Source organism: Streptomyces sp. F001, from assembly GCF_004187715.1.
GTDB classification, from domain to species: Bacteria; Actinomycetota; Actinomycetes; order Streptomycetales; family Streptomycetaceae; genus Streptomyces; species Streptomyces flavusporus.
In genome coordinates this window covers 1-17768 of record NZ_QZWF01000026.1, presented here as the reverse complement: position 1 = coordinate 17768, position 17768 = coordinate 1, and the positions used below count along the sequence as shown (strand labels likewise).

The following is a 17768-nucleotide window of genomic DNA, read 5'->3' as shown; positions in this document are numbered from 1 at the left end:
GGACTGATCTCGTCCAATGTCCAGTTCTGCTCAATTAATCACTGATCCAGATAAGATGCGCTCATGGAGCTCCGGCATGTCCGTTACTTCCTCGCGCTCGCCGAGGAACGCCACTTCAGCCGCGCCGCCGAGCGTCTGCACGTGGTGCAGTCGGCCCTCTCCCAGCAGATCAAGCAGTTGGAGAAGGAGCTCGGGACGACGCTGTTCACGCGGTCGACCAGGCGCGTCGAACTCACCGAGGCCGGCCGGCATCTGGTCACGTACGCGCGGTCGATCCTGGCCGAAGTGGAACGAGCCCAAGATCAGATGTCCCTGCTCGCCACCGGCCGGGCCGGCCGGGTGTCCATCGGGTTCGTCGGAACCGCCACGTATGACGTCCTGCCGCGGATCGCCCGTACGGTACGGGCGCAGCTCCCGGACATCGCGCTGGAACTGCACGGTGAGCTGCTGAACCCCGAACTCGTCGAAGGCCTGCTCGACGGCACCTACGACCTCGCGTTGCTGCGGACCGACGCTCCGGTGGGCGCCGACTTCGAGGTCACCGCGCTCCGGTCCGAACGACTGGTTGCCGTCCTGCCCACCGGCCATCCGCTGGCCGGCCGCCGCACGGTCCCCCTGGCGGCACTCGCCGGCGAGCCGTTCGTCGTCCACCCGTCCCGGAGCCGTTCCTCCATGCACGACCGGATTCTCGACGCGTGCGCTCGCGCCGGGTTCGAGCCCTCACCCCTGATCGAGGTCGGCGAGACCTCGACCCTGGTCGTCTTCGTCGCGGCCGGACACGGTGTCGCCCTGGTCCCGGAGTCGGTCCAGAGCCTCCGCCTCGACGGTGTCACCTACGCCCCGCTCACCGAAACCGAGACCGTCCGACTGGGACTCGCACGCCGAGCACGCCAGAACTCGCCGGCCACAGAACGGGTCGCGGCAGTGGTCGAGCGGTGCATGCGATGACCTTGCCCGAACCCGGTTCACCTCATGTGCGCGGAGGGGCGGTAGACCGCGGAGGCGACGCAGGCGGGCTTGTCCGTGCCCTTCACCTGTCCGTACGCCTGAACCTGTCCGGCCCACCGTCCGCCAGACCATCGGTGCCCGCTCCGCCGGCCCCGAGGAAGCCCTCTGCCTCGACGAGAAGGAGGGCGCCGCACTGCTGACCATGCAGCGCACGGCGTACGACGACACCGGCCGGGCCGTCGAGTACGGGACGCACACCTGCCGCGCGTCTCAGTACGCGTTCGACTTCCAGCTTCTCGTACGACCGTGAGGGCCGTACGGGCGCAGCCGCGGCTGCGCCGCCGGCGGCATGGCGGTCACGCCCCGAAGGACTGCTCGAGGTGGTGGGCGATCGTGGCGACATGGGGCGGGTCGATGAGGGAGAGGTGATCGCCCTCGACGGGCACCACTTCGAGGCGCGGACACAAGGACGCCCAGCCGAGGTCGGCTTCCGTCCTCAGATAGCGCGGGTCGAGCGCGCTGATGAGTCTGTGGGCCTGCCGAGCGCGGTAGAGCACCACGTGGCCGGGGTAGGGGCGCGGCCGGTAACGCTCACCGACACGGGCGTCGATGTAGGACGTCCGCTGGTGCTCCATGATCCCCGGGCTCATGTCGAGGCCGGCGTCGGCCACCAGACCCATGACGACGTCGATCTGCTTGTCCTCGGGTGTGGCCGCCAGTTCCTCGTAGGGAAGTTGCACGTGGTGGCCGTAGGTCTTCTCGATGTATTCGACGAAACGGCCGAAGCGTTCGAGCAGCACCTGCGACGCGTTCAGGGCCGGTCGGGACGCGGGCAGGATGGTGTCGATGAGGCCGAGGAAGTCGACGGTCTTCCCGGCTTCCGTCAGCTGCTGCGCCGTCTCGTAGGCGAGGAAGCCGCCGAAGGACCAGCCCAGGAGCCGATAGGGCCCCTGCGGCTGGAGATCCTTCATGAGGGCGATGTAGTGGGCGGCCTTTTCCTCCATGGTGCCCAGCGCGTCCAGCCGTTCCATTCCGTACACGGCCTGGTCCGACGGCAGGAGTTGGGTCAGGGGCTGGTAGACGGACGTGGGACCGCCACCCGGATGGAAGGTGAACAGCGGGGACCTGGAGGAACCTGCTCGAGGCGGACGCAGGACATTCACCAGGCAGTCGCCGGAGTGGTTGACGACCGGGCGGATCAGTTCGGCGATGGCGGCGACGGTGCGTTGCTCGAGCACGGCCTGGGCGGTGAGGCCCAGCTGGGCGCAGCCCAGCCGACGGAGGATGAGGTCCACGAGGTCTTCGGCCGCGCGCTGGTCGCCACCGGCCGAGACGAAGTCGGCGCGGACGTCGGTGGGGGGCTGCCGCAGGACCTCCGCCCAGGCGCCGGCCACCACGCGCTCGGCGGCATCGCGCGGCTGGATGGTGGACGGCATTGTCACGGCGGGTGGGCCGAGGGGCGTGGTGTCGTCGGATGCGTCGAGCGGTGCGGGTGACACGGCCGGGTCGGCTGTCTCCCGTCGGATTCCGAGTGCTCGCAGGACGGTGTCGCCGAGGTCGCGAAGGGTCGCGCCGCGCAGCATGAGGTCCGGGGGCAGGTCGACGGCGAAGTCCTGCTGGACCGCGTTCCGGATGCGCACGGCCATCAGCGAGTCCAGGCCGAGCTGCGGCAGCGGCACGGCTTCGTCAAGGCCCGATGCGCTGAAGCCCATGATGGCGGCAGCGCGTTCGGCCAGGCGCCGGCGCACCTTGTCCGCCGCGCCGTCACCGAGAGCGTCGATGCCGGCGGGACCCCTCCAGTCCTCCTCCGGGGACAGGTCGTCGGTACGGAGGCTGTTGGCGAAGAAGGGGATGCCGGAAAAGCCGGGGAACGCCTCCAACAGGCGCGGGGGGTCCAGATGGAGGACGCCGGTGTGCGTGCGGTTGTGGACGACGAGGGTCTGCAGGGCATCCAGTCCCTCGTCCACGGTGAGGGAGTCCAGAGCCAGGACCCGATCGTCGGCGACGGCACCGGCGTCACGCCAGGGACCCCAGGCGATGGACATGGCGGGCTTGCCTTCCGCCCTGCGTAGCTGCGCCATCGCGTCCAGCCAGGCGTTGGCGACCGCGTGTGCGGCCTGCCCGGGTGACCCGAGCAGAGCCGCTGCCGAGCTGTAGAACACCCACCAGTCGATGTCGTGGTGGGCCAGGGCGGCCTCAAGGTTGAGCGCGCCGGTGACCTTGGGCCGCAGCACGGTGTCGAGGTCGGCGGTGTCGAGATCGGTGATCATACGGTCGCGCAGGACGCCCGCGCAGTGGGCGACTCCGCGCAAGGTGTGTCCCTCGCTGAGCGCGGCCTGCACCAGGCGCTCGGCCACACCGGCGTCGGCGATGTCTCCTTGCACCACGGCGATGGAGGTTCCGCCGGCGCCGAGCCGGGAGATGACCGTCTCGGCTGCAGGGGTGGGGGGCCGCCTGCCGTTGAGGACGAGGCGGCCTGCTCCCTGTTCGGCCAGGCGGCGGGCCGTTTCCAGGCCGAGACCGGTCAGGCCGCCGGTGATGACGTAGGCGCCGTCGCAGCGGACGAACGGCGCCTCGTACTGCTGTCCCGACAGGTCGGCGGAGGTCAGACGGGCGACGAGGCGGGTTCCGGCTCGCCAGACGACTTCGTCTTCGGTGCTGTCGCCGAGCAGTTCCTGCAGGAGGTTCTCGACGGCTTCGGGTTGGGTGTCGATGTCGACCAGGCAGGCCCGCAGTGCGGGCTCCTCGATGGCGAGTGTGCGTACCAGACCGCGCAGGCAGGCCAGGTCCGGCCGGCCGGGTTCGCCCGGTGCGGCGCAGCGGGACCGCTCGGTCACCAGCCACAGCCGGGGCGGCTGCACTCCGCCGGGGCGGGAGGCGAGGCGGCGGGCGGTCTGTGTGGCGGTGTACAGAGCCTGGAGGTCATGGGTCTCGGCCGGCCGGGTCAGCAGCAGCACGACAGCCCTGGGACCCTCCGGCGCGGTGTTCTGCAGCCAGTCGTCGACCAACTGCCCGGAGCGGGCTGCCGCAGCGGCCTCAGTGGTGGTGGACACGTTCCTGGCCTTCAGCGCCGCACCGAGGGCGGTGGCCAGGGTGCTGCCTGTCCCGGCTGTGGGCTCGTCGACGAGGAGCAGGGCGCTGCCGAGCCGGCCGGGCAGCGGCACGGGCGACTTCTGCCACTCGATCTCGTAGGTGAGTGCTTCCAAGGGCTTGGGCACGTCGCAACGCGAGGCCGGACCCGGCTGCACCCCTGTTGCGGTGATCCTCGACTGTGCCCCGTCGGCCACAACGGTCCAGCTCAGGCCCTGGTCATCGCTTGGGGTGGGTGCGCCGGACGCGAGTTCGTGGGCCGCGAGCGGGGTGGGAAAGGCCTGAATGGTGCACTCCGTGCCGACTGCGGTGAGGTCCTCGAGCTGCAGGCTCTGCACGAGGGCGGGGACGACGTCGGAGGCGGCCCTGCCGGTTTCGGCGGGTGCGTGCAGCACGGCGGCGAGGAGCTCCTCGTACGAGGGCGGGCCCGACTCCTCCGGTGTGGCAGGGGCCCAGCGTGTCACGACGGCGGGCGGGGTGTCCGGGATGTCGTCCTTGATCGGTTCGAGGTCGGTGTGCACTCGTGCCGATGCGTAGCAGTGCCATGTGCCGTCCGTGGCCCGGGCGTTGACGGCGACGGCCGCATGGGCGTCCATGGGCTCCCAGGTGATGGTGACGGGTGTGCTGCGGGACAGCGGCAGCCACCGGTGAACGGCGAGCTCCTCGATGCGCAGGCCTGCGATGCCGTCCCGCCCGTGGATCTCCTGCGCCGCCGTGATCATGAGTGTGGCGGCCACGGGCAGGTCCAGGACGGGCCGACCGTGCAGCCGGCGTCCGGCGGCCTGCGCATCGCCCGTGCCGAGGTCCGTCTGCCACAGGACGGCGCCCGAGCGGGGATCGTCGGTACGGCGACCCAGCACGGCGTGGGACTGGCCGATGGCGCCGGTTGCCGGGCCGCGGCGGCCGAACCAGTGGCGTTCGTGGCGCCAGAGAGGGCTGGGCAGCGGGATCCGGGTGCCCCGGGGCCACAGCTGGTCCTCCGCCACCCGCACCCCGGCGAAGTGCAGCCGCGTCAGTGCCGTGCACAGGTCGACGGCTTCGTCGCCCTGCTTGCGCAGGGTGGACACGGCGACCGCCGCAGAGCCGTTTGCCGCCGTCTGCAGGGTCTCACTGACGGGCATGAGGGCAATGGGATGGGGCGAAACCTCCAGGAAGAGATCATGGCCGTCGGCCGCCGCGGCTGCGACCGCCTGGTGCAGACGTACGGGACGGCGCAGATTGGCGCACCAGTAGGCTGCGTCGGCGGTCACGTCGGCTCGTGGGTCGTCGAGCACGGTGGTGTACCAGGGGACAGCGGCCGGACGGGTGCTCAGCGTTCCCAGGATCTGCCGCACCTCGGGCAGGAGGGGGTCGACTGCGGGGGAATGGCCGGCTGCCCCGATCTCCAGAAGCCGCGCGAGACGACCCTCGGCGGCGAGTTCGTCGACCAGCCGACGCACGGAGGGTCCGGGGCCGGTGACGGTGCATCGGCGCGGGGAGGAATCCACGGCGATCTCCACGCCGGGAAAGCGGGACAGAACCTCTGCACGGTCCTCGACGGCCACCTCCACCGCGGCCATCGCACCGGCGCCCTCGGTGTCGAGGGTGGCCAGTCGCGCCGACCGGCTGAGGACGACGTGCAGGCCGTCGGCCAGGTCGAGGCCTCCGGCGATGACCGCGGCGCCGGCTTCTCCCACCGAGTGGCCGATGACAGCAGCAGGGTGCACTCCGTAGGACTGCAGGGTCCGGGCCAGGGCGATCTGCATCCCGAACAGCGCAGGCTGGAGGTGCTCGAAGCCGCTGCCGGGGGCCGGCCGGGTGAGCATCTGCCGTAGCGTCACGCCCGCCTGCTCCTGGTAGACGGGGTCCAGTCCGTCCACGGCGGCGGCGAAGAAGGGGTTCTCTTCGAGGAGGCGCACACCCATGCCCTGCCACTGCGAGCCGTGGCCGGAGAAGACGAACACGGGGCGGCGGGTGCCGGACGAGCGGGCAGCGGGGTTGTCGGTGCAGGGCGCGACGATGCCGGGGCCTTCCTGGTCGCTTGCCAGCGCGGCGAGCCGGTCGGCCGCCTCCTGGCGGGTGCGTGCGACGACGGCGGCACAAACCGGGCCCCTTCGGTGACCGGCCAGGGTGTGCGCGAGATCTTTCAGCGCCGGCGCGTCGTCGGCCACCGTCTGCCGGGCCAGACCGGCCGCGACGTCGCCGATGCGATGCCGGGAACGCGCTGAGACGACCAGCGCATGCGGGCGTACTGCCTGGCCGTCGCCGCTGTGGGGCACGCTGCCGCCGGGCGGGCTCGCGGGCGCTTGTTCGAGGACGACGTGTGCGTTCGTGCCGCCGAAGCCGAAGGCGGACACCCCGGCCCGGGGCGGGTGGCCCCGCTCGGGCCAGGCAGTGGGCGCGGTCACGACCCGCAGGCGCAGCGCTTCGAAGTCGATGTGCGGGTTGGGCGTGTGGAAGTGAAGGCTGTGCGGGAGGCGCCGATGATGCAGTGCCAGGGCTGTTTTGATCAGGCCGACGATGCCCGCGGCGCCTTCCAGATGGCCCAGATTGCTCTTCACGGAGCCGATGAGCAGTGGCTGGTCGGCCGGCCTGCCACGGCCGACGACGGCCCCCAGGGAAGATGCCTCCATGGGGTCTCCCAGCAGTGTCCCGGTTCCGTGTGTCTCGACGTAGTCGATGTCGGCGGCGTCGACCTGCGCGTTGCTGAGCGCGCTGCGCAGCAGGCTCTCCTGAGCAGCGGGGTTGGGGGCCATCAATCCCGCCGAGCGGCCGTCGGAGTTGACGGCTGTGCCTTTGATGACGGCCAGGATCCGGTCGCCGTCGCGCTGGGCATCGACCAGTCGTTTCAGTACGACGACACCGCAGCCCTCACCGCGGGCGATGCCGTTCGCGGACGCGTCGAACGGCTTGCAGCGTCCGTCCGCGGCGAGCGCCCCCAGCTGCCCCATCGACGCCATGACCACGGGTGAGAGCAGGGCGTTGACACCCGCCGCCAGCGCGGTGTCGCACTCGCCACTGCCCAGGCTCCGGCACGCCTGGTGCACCGCCACCAAGGACGAGGAGCAGGCCGTGTCGATGGTCAGACTCGGACCGTGCAGGTCGAACACGTACGACAGCCGGTTGGCGGCGATGCTGCCGGCGGCCCCGGTACTGGTCCACGGGGTCAGGCGCGCGGGGTCTGCGGTGGTCAGCTGCCCGTACTCAAGCGCGCTGATGCCGACGAACACTCCGGTATTGCTGCCTTCGAGGCTGTAAGCGGGGCGTCCGGCATGGTCCAGCGCTTCGCAGGCGACTTCCAGCAGCAGGCGCTGCTGGGGGTCCATGACGTCGGCTTCGCGCGGCGTGATGCCGAAGTGGCCCGCGTCGAAGGCCTCGACGTCGTCGAGGAAGGCCCCCTGGCGGGTGGTCCGCTCCAGGAGCGCACCGGCGCCGGGGCCGGTGGCGAAGTCCCGCCACCGTCTGGCGGGGACGTGACCGACGAGGTCGCTGCCCGCCAGGAGGCGTCTGAAGAACTCCTCGGGCCCGTGGATGCCACCGGGAAGGCGGCAGCCGATGCCGACCACGGCGACGGGGCACACCACCGGGGCGGGTTTCCGGCAGTCGCCGCCGGTGGCGGAAGCCGCAGTACTGCGGGAGTCGCAGTGCGCGGCATGCTCCTGGTTCTCCCGCCTGTCCTCCGGCGCGGGCTGCTGGGGGGGACTCAGGAGCTGCACGAGTTGTTCGACCGTCGGATGCTCCCACAGCAGCGTGGCCGGCAGCGGCCGGCCCAGTGCACGTTCCAGACGTCCGGTCAGGCCGACGGCGGCACGCGAGCTGAGACCGTGGTCGACCAGGGGACGGGTGTCGTCGAGTTCTTCCTCGGGGATACCGCAGGTCTCGGTGATGAGTGTGCGCAGGGTTGCCCGTAGCTCGGCGGCGCCGGCCGGCGTCTGCCCGGATGCTGCGGCCGATTCCCTGTCTGGTTCCATCTGGCTCTCTCCCTGCCCGCCCCTTGCGATGGTGCCGACTCCTGGCGTTTCAGGTTCTGGCGGCCGTGTTCCAGGCGCCCGCCAGGTACTGCTCCCGGCATGCGCTGCGGGCGACCTTGCCGCTGGTGGTGTGCGGCACACTGCCGGGCGGCACCAGCACGAAGTCGTGGACGGCGACTCCGTGTCTGCCGGCGACCGCGGACCGCACCGCGCTCGTCACTTCCTGTACGGCGACGTCGCTGGGGCTCGCATCGCGGCGGTGCTCGGCCACGACGACGAGGCGTTCGCCGTCGCCGGTGGCCACGGCGAAGGCGGCGATGTGGTGAGGCCGGATGGCCGGGTGGGCGTCCTGGACCGACTCTTCGATGTCATGCGGATAGTGATTGGTGCCGTCGATGATCACCAGATCCTTCAACCGGCCGGTCACATACAGCTGCTTGTCGTGCCACACGCCCAGATCTCCGGTGCGTAGCCAGGGTCCGCCGTGCTCCTCGCCGTGGAGAACCGCGCGGAAGGTGGCCTCGCTCTGCTCCGGGCGGCCCCGGTAACCGCGTCCGATGTTGGGGCCGCGCACCCAGATCTCGCCGATATGACCGTCTTCCCTGCGCTGACATGTGGCCGGATCGACGATCGCGATCTCCTGACCGGTCGGCCGGCCGCATGACACCAGTTCGACCGCCGCTGCCTGGTCGGCCATCTCCAGGGGGCGGGCCACGCCTTGGCCGAGCGCCTCCCGGTCGACGGCGATGACGGTCGGTTCCTCGCCCGCGGGAGAGGCGGACACGAACACGGTCGCCTCGGCCAGCCCGTAGGACGGTCTCATGATCGTGCGCAGCATGCCGGCCGGGGCGAAGGCCGCCTGGAAGCGTTCGAGGGTGTCCGGTGTGATGGGTTCGCTGCCGTCGACCATGGCGGCAACCGCCCCCAGCGACAGCCCGGCACGCTCATCGGCGTCCACCTGCCGGGCGCAGTAGTCGTAGGCGAAATTGGGAGCGGCGGTCAGGGCCCCGGGGTGTCGGCTCAGCAGGCGCAGCCAGCGCCCCGGTTGCTGGAGGAAGGCCAGGGGATCCATGAGGACCGAGGGGATGTGTCCGATGACCGGCAGTGCGATCGCCAGCACGAGGCCCATGTCGTGGTAGAGCGGAAGCCACCCCACGGTGCAGTTGCGGCCTCGCCGCAGGTCGTAGGCCTCAAGCGCCTGGCGCGCGTTGGCGCACACATTGGCATGCGTGATCTCCACACCGGTCGGAACACGGGTGGAGCCCGAGGTGTACTGCAGGTACGCCACGTCGTCGGGCCGCAGCCGGACGACCCCGGCTTGAGAGTGCGCCGCCTGCTCGCACAAGTCCCGCTCGGTGACGATGCGGCTGTCGGAGGCCAGACCGTGCCTCGCGCAGAAGTCCGCGAGGATCCGGCCTTGGGATTCGACGGTCAGCAGCACCGTGGGGGCGGCATCCTTGACGACCGCCGCCAGCTTCTCCTCGTGACCCGGCAGCGACGGGGAGAACACAGGGACCGCGATCGTTCCGGCACAGGCGGCGCCGAGGAAGCCCACGACATAGTCGAGACTCTGCGGCGCGACGATGGCGACTCTTTCACCCTGCGCTGCCAGCCGACGCAGTCCGGTGGCAGCGGCACGAACCCTGTCCTCCAACTGCCGCCAGCTCAGCGAGGAGACCGCTCCCTCGACATGAGCGCTGTAGTCGACGAACGTGAAGGCGGTTTCGTCCGGTGCAAGAGCAGTGATGTGAGCGAGATGGTGGCTGAGTGTATCTGTCACCGATGATGGCACTGACTCACCGAACCTTCTTTGCAGCGTGCAGAAGCGGGCCCGTCGGAAATGGCTTGGTGTGAAGAACCGCCGCGACGGCCATATGGGCTGTACGCGCCGCGGCTCGACGCGGTCCCGGAAACAGGCGGCAGGAAGCAGCAAAACACGGAGCAGTCGTCCTCTTATGTCGACACGCCGATGTCGGAGCCCGTGCGCTCACCTCCTGAATGTGGAAAGGCGTAGGTTTCACAGTCATGCGTCGGCTGCGTCTGTGGAGCATCATTACGGCCGTCATGTGCTGCACTTTCCTGACGGCTTTGGACAACACCGCGGTCAATGTCGCCCTGCCTCAGATCCGCGCCCGACTGGGCCTGACGGAGACCGACTTCAAATGGGTGGGGACCGCATACCCGTTGGCACTGGCCGGATCTCTCCTTGGAGCCGGTCAGTTGACGGACAGCAAAGGAAGGCGCTGGGCCCTGCTCACCGGAGTGGCCGTGTTCACCGTGTCGTCGGCGTGCTGTGTGCTGTCGACCACCGGGGTGATGTTGGTCGTTTTCCGGGGTCTGCAGGGCATCGGCGCGGCATTCATCCTGCCGGCGTCCCTGGCGTTGATTGCGCACGACCTGCCACCCAGGATCCGCACGGCCTCATTCAGTGCGACAACTGCCGCTCTGGGCTGTGCGCTGGCTTTCGGGCCGGTGCTCTCCGGTGTGGTGACGCAGCACCTGGGGTGGGAATGGATTTTCCTCATGAACATCCCCTTGGGGGTCTCCGCTTTCGTTGTCGGCGCCATGGCCGTTCCCGGTCCCTCCGGCCGTCCAAACCGCCAGGTTTTGCGCACCGCGGCTCCCGTGCCGAACCGCCAGATCATCTTGGCCTGCATTTTTCTGGCTTCCCTCGTCTATTGCCTGATCCAGGGGCCCGCGCACGGATTCACCAGGCCACCCGTCGTCCTTTGCGGGGTGGCGGCCACAGCGAGCGTGGTCGGATTGTGCCGGGGCAGACTCGGTCGTCATCCGGCCCTGGGACAGCTGCTGAGGGAGCGCGCCTACAGCGGCGGGCTCGTCACCCAGCTCCTGTGGGGCCTGGGAGTGAGCGGCGTGTATTTCTACACCTGTCAGTTTCTGCAGAGCGGTTTACGGCTCAGCCCCACACAGGCAGGCCTGGCATTCACTCCCGTCTTCTCGGCGCTGTTCCTCACAGCCCCGTTCGTCACCGCCGTGGCCAGGCGGTGGGGCGAGGCGCGCACCTCCGCAACGGGTCTGCTCTTGATCACCCTGGGGCTGCTGCTGGTCGCGCTGGGCAGTGCGCACGGCGGGCCGGCCGACCTGATTCCCGGCCTGGCGGCCGTCGGTGTGGGGTCTTCGCTTGCCATCCCCCTGACCACGCGGGCGCTGGCGTCCTCCCCCCGCCATCTGTCCGGCTTCGCGGCCGGCCTCTTCGCTGCCACACGCGAATTGTCCGGAGTGTTCGGCATCGTGCTCGTAGGCGCTGTGGTGACGTTCGTGCGGCACCTGTGCCTGGCCCAGCAGGTCTCGCGCGCCGAAGCCTCGCTGGCCGGGTATCAAGCCGGGCTGTGCATCGCGGCGACGCTCGTCGGCATGGGAGCTCCCGTAGCCCTCTGGGCGCTGCGCCACCCTCACGAAGGAGGGGGAAGCGCCCGCTGAGAGGCAGGTCGTCGCAGGACTCGACCGGCGCGCTGCACAATCGCCGACGCGTCCTGGCTCTGCCGCCTCGCAGCCGCCCGTGCCATCCTCCGCGACGGCGACAGGAACTGCCGCCGAACGAGTCAATCTTACGATGATCGACAGAATTCGGCCGAACTTTTCCGCCACGCCGTGCAACGATGCGCTCCGAGGCCTCCGCGATAAAGGGAAACCCGGCTCGCGCGACCGCGCAATGGGGGCTCTCGTTTCGTCGGTAACTTTCCAAGGCGGTCCTCCAGCCCATGCCATGTCACGTCAAGAAGAGCGTCGGCCGTACAAAGCCGATCAGCTGTTCCATCCTTGAATTGCTGATCCTTGTCACGTTGCCGTTCGTTGCCGGGCCCACCGCATCCGCCTCCGATCGCACGACCCCGGCGGACACCGACGCCCGGATCACGGGCGTAAAGAGAATTGATGCCCGGACTCTGGATCTGACGGTGCGATCACCTGCCATGGGTCGCAGGGTGCCTGTCCGTGTCATCCTTCCCGCGAGCTGGCGGACCGAGCCGACGCGTACCTACCCCACGCTCTACATGCTCCACGGCGGGGAGGACGACTACACCTCCTGGACCCGCGAGACGGACGTCGAGGATCTGGCGAAGGATTCCGAAGCGCTGATCGTGATGCCGGACGGCGGCCGCAACGGTCAGTATTCCGACTGGCAATTCGGCCGGCCCCGTTGGGAGACATTTCACACTCGCGAGCTGCCACGTCTCATGGAACGGAAGCTCCGAGCGAATTCGGCCCGAGCAGTCATCGGCCTTTCAATGGGGGGGCTCGGCGCACTGAACTACGCGGGCCGAAACCCCGGCATGTTTCGCTACGCGGCCAGTTTCAGCGCAATCGTCGACCTCGATGACCCGGTGATTCGCGCCTTCCTCTGGCTCTACAACGCCTCCCATGACAATGAGCTGATCAAGGCCTGGGGTGACCCGGAAGAGCATGCGGACATCTGGAACTCGCACAACCCGTCCGCCATGGTGACCGCCTACCGCGGCATGAGAATCCACCTGTCCGCCGGGACCGGCGACCTGGGTCCGCTGGACGAGGGCCGGGACGCCGCCTCGGTACTCCCGTCGATGTCGGAAGGAATTCTCGCACCCAGCCAGAATCGGTTCGCCCGGGCACTGCGCGCGGCAGGTGTGGACGTCACGACGCACATCTACAAGCCCGGGACGCACTCCTGGCCCTACTGGAAACGCGAACTGCATCTCATCTGGCCCACGGTGATGGACGAACTCCCGGGCTAGGGCCTGTCCGGCGGATCATGCCGCAGACGCGGGGTCTGGCACGCCCATCTGCGGCGTTGTCGTCGGTCGCCGACTCCCCCACTCTCGGCTTCGCTCGAGCGGGGGGACCCCCATCGCGTCGACTCCCTCCTCCGCCTTGCAGCTGGACGCACCAGACCCCGCTCACCTGCGCCGATCAGTCGCCGTTGCTTCCCTGCGACCTGATCCGCCGGACAGGCCCTAGACGGGCCGTTGGAACGGCCCCGCTGATGGTTCTGGTCGCCCGGACGCCGACCGTCACCTGGCAAGCCGCTCAAGAGCCCGGCAGGCATGTGCCACGCCGTCCTCGGCGTTCAGTGCCCGGCCCAGCCGCCGGGCAGTCCCGGTGTACCCGTTGTTCCCGGCGACGGCGCGCAGCCGTTCGGTCAGGAGCGGGACCGACAAGTGCCGAGCCGGCAGCGGCTTCGGGCCCGCGCCCAGACGGTACACACGCTCGGCCCAGTAAGGCTGGTCTCCGAAGAAGGGGCAGACCAAGGAGGCCACTCCCGCCCGCAGCGCCGCGGCAGTGGTGCCCGCCCCTCCGTGATGAACCACCGCCGCCATGCGCGGGAACAGCCAGCCGTGGGGGACGTCCCCGACCACCAGGACATCGTCCTCGCTCGTCGCAGGCTCTCCCGTGAGCACGCCGCGCAGACCGGCACGCCTGAGTGCCGCACGCACGATGCGGCCGGTGGCCTCGCAATCACCGGTGCCCATGCTGCCGAAACCCACGTAGACAGGCGGCGGCCCACTGTCCAGGAAGTCGAGGAGGTCCGGCGACGGGGTCCAGGACGGCTCTTCGTGGAACCAGTAGCCGCTCAGATGGACGTTCGCTCCCCAGTCGTTCGGTCGGGGTACGACAACGGGGCTGAACGCACACAGCACGGGGGCGCTACGGGTGTGCCGAAAAGGGCCGAGGGGGGACATGGGGGGAAGACCGAGCTTCTCGCGCCGCCAGGTGTTGACGGCCCCGCGGCATACCAGCCAGGAGGCCAGATCGACCGCGTAGAAGCTCAGACGATTGCCAAAGGCGCCCAGGAGGCGCGCAGCGGGAAGGAGGGGATGCGGGAACTCCCCGCAGGGGTGGCTCGGCTGGAAGTGGATGAAGGCGCACGGGGCCTCCAGGTACTGACTCAAATGGAGGCCCAGTAAACCCAGACCGGGAGTCAGGATGAGGTCGGCTCCCTGGGCGCCTGTCTCGATCTCTGCGAGCATGCGCGCCATCAGCGGCTGGAGAATCCGGTGGATACCGCGGATGAACCTTCCCGCGCTGCGTCCACCGGCCAGTAGTTCCTGGCCCTCGGGCGATGCGATGATCTCTGCGGGATCCAGTGAGAGCGAGTGGAATTCCAGGCCCGCCTGCGTGATCAGGCCGTGATACCGGCGGCTGGCGATGACCCGCACGACATCGCCCTGCCGGTTCAGTCCTCGACCCAGCGCCAAACACGGTTGGACGTCCCCGCGGGACCCCAGGGCGAGGATCACTACGGTCCGTCCCATATCCACCTCGTCATGTGATGGGCAAAGCGCTCCAGGATTACACCGCACGAGTGCCGCCATACCTGCAACCGCCGGACTGCGTGTCGCGGCCACATCGGGATGCTGCTGAGCGCATGCTCAACCTCGAAGATCGGAACCGACCATAGGAAAAGGGCCCTCACAGGCTCTCGCCTGCGAAGACCCTTCGCACCGTCGGGACGACAGGATTTGAACCTGCGACCCCTTGACCCCCAGTCAAGTGCGCTACCAAGCTGCGCCACGTCCCGATGCGCTCCGTCGCGGTGAACCGCGTGATCGCGCGGGCAGTACTTTACCTCACGTACCCGGGCGCGCCGAAGGGGCACCGGAGGCAGGACAATCGTCGTATGGGCAGCACATCGGAAGGCAGCCGGCCGGTCGCGGCACGGGACCGGGACAGCGAGGGCCGGGCGCGCAACGCGCGGCCGCGGGACGGGCTCGGACGCCCGTTGCCGTACGGCGCCGACGGCGTGGCACGGCAGCCCGAGGGGGTCGCACGGACGCCGGAGGAGACCGTCGCCGAGGCGCAGGCGCTGCTGGACGAGGGGAAGCCGTTCCACGCGCACGAGGTGTTCGAGGACGCCTGGAAGTCGGGGCCCGAGCAGGAACGCACACTGTGGCGCGGGCTCGCCCAGCTCGCCGTGGGGCTCACCCACTCGGCCCGGGGCAACGCGACGGGCGGTGCACGGCTGCTGCGACGCGGGGCGGGCGCGGTCGAGGAGTGGGCGGGGCGGGCCGGGCGGCAGCGGCCGTACGGCATGGATGTGGCGGGGCTGGCCTGCTGGGCGCGGGAGCTGGCCGGGGCTGTCGAGGGCGGTGCCGCGGTGGATGCCGGGGAGTGGGCGCCGCGCCTACGGGGCTCGTGATCGTCCGGGCGGTGCACCCACTGTCAGTGGTGTGCGGCAGACTCTGGGTGTGCGAAAGATTCATGTCATCGGTATCGGCGCGGGCGACCCCGACCAGCTGACCCTGCAGGCGGTCCGGGCGCTGCGGAGCACGGACGTGTTCTTCCTCCTCGACAAGGGCGAGGTGAAGTCGGACCTCACGCAACTGCGCCGGGACCTGCTCGACACGCACATACCGGAGGGGACGTACCGCTTGGTGGAGGCGCGCGACCCGGAGCGGGACCGCAGCGCGGGCGGCGCGGCGTACTCACCGGCCGTCGACGACTGGCGCAGTGCCCGCGCCGACATCTACGAGCGGCTCATCGTCGAGGAGCTGGGCGAGGAGGAGAGCGGCGCGTTCCTGGTGTGGGGCGATCCCGCGCTGTACGACAGCACGCTGGGCATCCTGGAGGAGGTCCTCCTGCGCGGCACGGTGGCCTTCGAGTACGACGTCGTGCCGGGCATCAGCAGTGTCTCGGCCCTGGTCGCCCGTCATCGCACGGGCCTGAACCGGGTCGCCCGGCCGGTGCAGATCACCACGGGCCGGCGGCTCGCCGAGGGCTTCCCTCAGGGCGTGGACGACGTGGTGGTCATGCTGGACGCCCGGCAGACCTTCCGGCAGTACGCCGACCAGGACATCGACATCTACTGGGGCGCGTACCTCGGTACACCGGACGAGATCCTCGCCTCCGGCCCGATCGCCGAGGCGGCACCACGCATCGAGCGGTTGCGGGCCGAGGCACGGGAGCGCAAGGGCTGGATCATGGACACGTACCTGTTGCGGCGCAACCCGAAGGACCGCTAGGGCCTGCGGTCTGCACCTCGGCGGACCGCGCCCGCCGGCGTCGCGGCGTCTTTCTTGCGCTGCCCGCTGGCATCGCGTCGGTTGCCGGACACCGGAGCGTCATACCGGACGGGCACGTTTCAGCCGTCCCCACCTGCCTCGCCCTGCATCCGTCCGCCCCGCACCCCACGGGCCGCGATGCGAAAGGACGACGTACGCCGTGTCCCTGCTCCGGCCCGCGGCCGCGCTCCCCACGCCGCTCCCGCCGCCCCCGTCCGCTCACCCGCCGCCGAACGCCTCTCACGCCTCGCCCGCCATGCGCTCGCCCTGCTCCCGCTTCTGCTGATCGGCGCATGGGCGGTGGTGGACTGGCGCACCGTACGCGACGGCGCCGCCCGCCTGGCTTCCGCCGACCCCGGCTGGCTGCTCGCCGCCCTGTTCTTCACCTGTATGGGCTGGGTGGCCGCCGCGCTGGTCCGGCAGGGAGCCGTCCCCGAACGCCTCCCGCCGGGGCTGCTGCTGGCCTCCCAGTTCGCTGCCGGCGCCGCCAACCATGTCCTCCCCGCCAGCATCGGCGCCCACGCCGTCACCCTGCGCTTCCTGCAGAGCCAGGGGATATCCCTCGCCCGGGGCACCGCGTCGCTCGCCCTGTACTCGCTGGTCAAACCGGTCGCGAAGACGGTGGTGCTGCTCGTCTTCCTGGTGGCCTTCCCGGACATGCTGCATCTCGGCGCGCTGGTCCCGGACGACCGCACGCTGCTCCTGGTCGCCCTGGGCGTGGCGGTCGCGCTCGCCGTGGCCGCCACGCTGCTGGCGGCCGTACGCGTGCTGCGCACACCTGCCCTCGGCTTCCTGCGCACCGCCCTGACCGACGCACGGATCCTGCACACCCGGCCCAGCCGTGTCCTCGCCCTCTGGGGTGGGGCGGCCGCCACTCCGCTGCTGCAGGGGAGCGTGATCGCCACGGTGGGGTTCTCGCTCGGGCTGCCGTTGTCCTGGGCGCAGGTGGTCTTCGCGCTGCTCATCGCGAGTACCGCGGTCGGGGCCGTACCCGCGCCCGGCGGGATCGGCCCCGTGGACGCGGCGCTGGTGTTCACCATGGCCGCGTTCGGCGCGCCCGTGGGCCTGGCCACGGCGACGATCATCGGCTACCGCGTGGTGACGGTGTGGGTGCCGCTGCTGCCGGGGGCGCTGGTGCTGTCCGCCCTGGTCCACCGCAAGGTGCTGTGACCCGCCGTCAGTCGAGGCCGAGCAGCGCGATGGCCCCGGGGGCGTCGGGTACGACGGTCACGCCGTCCGGCAGTGGGGGGCGTTGTACGACCACGACGGGCAGGCCGAGTTCACGGGCCGCCGTGAGTTTGGCCGCCGTGGCCGCTCCCCCGCTGTCCTTCGTGACCAGCACGTCGATCCGGTGCTCACGCAGCAGCGCCGACTCGCCGGCCGGCGTGAACGGGCCGCGGGCCAGCACCAGTTCCGCGTCCGGCGGCATCGGCGGCTCGGGCGGTTCCACGGTCCGTACGACGAAGTGCAGTTCCGTCAGGTGAGCGAAGGCGGCGAGCCCGAGACGTCCGGTGGTGAGGAAGACCCGGTGGCCGAGCCGTGGCAGCAGGTCGGCGGCGTCGCGCAGCGCGGCGGCCGGATGCCAGTCGTCGTCCGGCCCGGGCCGCCAGCCCGGTCGGCGCAGCACCGCGGCGGGCACTCCGGTCAGGGCCGCGGCCCGCGCCGTGTTCGCCGTGATCGCCTCGGCGAAGGGGTGGGTGGCGTCGACGACGGCGGCCACGTCATGAGCACGCAGCCAGTCGGCCAGCCCCTGCGCCCCGCCGAATCCTGTCTCTTATACACATCT

Annotated in this window: 9 protein-coding genes, 1 tRNA gene and 2 pseudogenes; 7 read left to right on the top strand and 5 right to left on the bottom strand. The window is 70.3% G+C overall.

The genetic code is table 11. The annotated features are described in order from the left end of the window. Nucleotides 1-63: 63 nt before the first annotated feature. On the top strand, nucleotides 64-948 hold the full coding sequence (locus StrepF001_RS39060) for a LysR family transcriptional regulator (protein ID WP_129802897.1): 885 nt from the start codon (nucleotides 64-66) through the stop codon (nucleotides 946-948). A gap of 115 nt (nucleotides 949-1063) precedes the next feature. Then, nucleotides 1064-1258 (top strand): annotated as a pseudogene (locus StrepF001_RS39055) (UTRA domain-containing protein); the annotation flags it as partial. A 46-nt stretch (nucleotides 1259-1304) separates the two neighbouring features. On the opposite strand, the gene StrepF001_RS39050 reads toward StrepF001_RS39055, so the two are convergent. Together StrepF001_RS39050 and StrepF001_RS39045 are read right to left on the bottom strand one after the other, a co-directional pair. Continuing rightward, nucleotides 1305-7988 (bottom strand): type I polyketide synthase, encoded by a 6684-nt coding sequence (locus StrepF001_RS39050; RefSeq protein ID WP_129802896.1) that lies wholly within the window; start codon nucleotides 7986-7988, stop codon nucleotides 1305-1307. A 49-nt stretch (nucleotides 7989-8037) separates the two neighbouring features. After that, nucleotides 8038-9768: a fatty acyl-AMP ligase gene (locus tag StrepF001_RS39045; RefSeq protein ID WP_206307081.1), complete on the bottom strand. Its 1731-nt coding sequence runs from the start codon at nucleotides 9766-9768 to the stop codon at nucleotides 8038-8040. A 245-nt stretch (nucleotides 9769-10013) separates the two neighbouring features. On the opposite strand from StrepF001_RS39045, the gene StrepF001_RS39040 reads away from it, so the two are divergent. Both StrepF001_RS39040 and StrepF001_RS39035 read left to right on the top strand, forming a co-directional pair. Further along, the gene (locus tag StrepF001_RS39040) at nucleotides 10014-11429 is read left to right on the top strand and encodes an MFS transporter (RefSeq protein WP_165396508.1); all 1416 of its coding nucleotides are present in this window, start codon (nucleotides 10014-10016) and stop codon (nucleotides 11427-11429) included. Nucleotides 11430-11710: 281 nt separating this feature from the next. Next, complete coding sequence (locus tag StrepF001_RS39035; RefSeq protein ID WP_129802894.1) at nucleotides 11711-12718, top strand: alpha/beta hydrolase family protein; 1008 nt, start codon at nucleotides 11711-11713, stop codon at nucleotides 12716-12718. 276 nt (nucleotides 12719-12994) lie between these two features. Here the strand turns inward: StrepF001_RS39035 and StrepF001_RS39030 are convergent, their stop codons facing one another. Then, nucleotides 12995-14236, bottom strand: a complete 1242-nt coding sequence (locus tag StrepF001_RS39030; protein ID WP_129802930.1) for a glycosyltransferase — start codon at nucleotides 14234-14236, stop codon at nucleotides 12995-12997. A 192-nt stretch (nucleotides 14237-14428) separates the two neighbouring features. After that, a tRNA-Pro gene (locus tag StrepF001_RS39025) sits at nucleotides 14429-14502 on the bottom strand. A 99-nt stretch (nucleotides 14503-14601) separates the two neighbouring features. Between StrepF001_RS39025 and StrepF001_RS39020 the strand changes: the two genes are divergently transcribed. The 3 genes from StrepF001_RS39020 to StrepF001_RS39010 all read left to right on the top strand — a co-directional run bounded on the left by StrepF001_RS39020 (nucleotide 14602) and on the right by StrepF001_RS39010 (nucleotide 17152). Next, nucleotides 14602-15120 (top strand): DUF309 domain-containing protein, encoded by a 519-nt coding sequence (locus tag StrepF001_RS39020; RefSeq protein ID WP_129802893.1) that lies wholly within the window; start codon nucleotides 14602-14604, stop codon nucleotides 15118-15120. 49 nt (nucleotides 15121-15169) lie between these two features. Then, the gene (cobF, locus tag StrepF001_RS39015; protein WP_206307079.1) at nucleotides 15170-15943 is read left to right on the top strand and encodes a precorrin-6A synthase (deacetylating); all 774 of its coding nucleotides are present in this window, start codon (nucleotides 15170-15172) and stop codon (nucleotides 15941-15943) included. A gap of 177 nt (nucleotides 15944-16120) precedes the next feature. After that, on the top strand, nucleotides 16121-17152 hold the full coding sequence (locus StrepF001_RS39010; RefSeq protein ID WP_129802891.1) for a lysylphosphatidylglycerol synthase transmembrane domain-containing protein: 1032 nt from the start codon (nucleotides 16121-16123) through the stop codon (nucleotides 17150-17152). 7 nt (nucleotides 17153-17159) lie between these two features. On the opposite strand, the pseudogene StrepF001_RS39005 reads toward StrepF001_RS39010, so the two are convergent. Next, a pseudogene (locus tag StrepF001_RS39005) lies at nucleotides 17160-17750 on the bottom strand (cobalt-precorrin-6A reductase); the annotation flags it as partial. Nucleotides 17751-17768 lie beyond the last annotated feature (18 nt).

What these genes read in the sequence shown, in the direction of transcription:
- StrepF001_RS39060 (WP_129802897.1), top strand. Translation starts at nt 64, where the DNA reads ATGGAGCTCCGGCATGTCCGTTACTTCCTCGCGCTCGCCGAGGAACGC.
- StrepF001_RS39050 (WP_129802896.1), bottom strand. Translation starts at nt 7,988, where the DNA reads ATGGAACCAGACAGGGAATCGGCCGCAGCATCCGGGCAGACGCCGGCC.
- StrepF001_RS39040 (WP_165396508.1), top strand. Translation starts at nt 10,014, where the DNA reads ATGCGTCGGCTGCGTCTGTGGAGCATCATTACGGCCGTCATGTGCTGC.
- StrepF001_RS39035 (WP_129802894.1), top strand. Translation starts at nt 11,711, where the DNA reads ATGCCATGTCACGTCAAGAAGAGCGTCGGCCGTACAAAGCCGATCAGC.
- StrepF001_RS39030 (WP_129802930.1), bottom strand. Translation starts at nt 14,236, where the DNA reads ATGGGACGGACCGTAGTGATCCTCGCCCTGGGGTCCCGCGGGGACGTC.
- StrepF001_RS39020 (WP_129802893.1), top strand. Translation starts at nt 14,602, where the DNA reads ATGGGCAGCACATCGGAAGGCAGCCGGCCGGTCGCGGCACGGGACCGG.
- StrepF001_RS39010 (WP_129802891.1), top strand. Translation starts at nt 16,121, where the DNA reads ATGCGAAAGGACGACGTACGCCGTGTCCCTGCTCCGGCCCGCGGCCGC.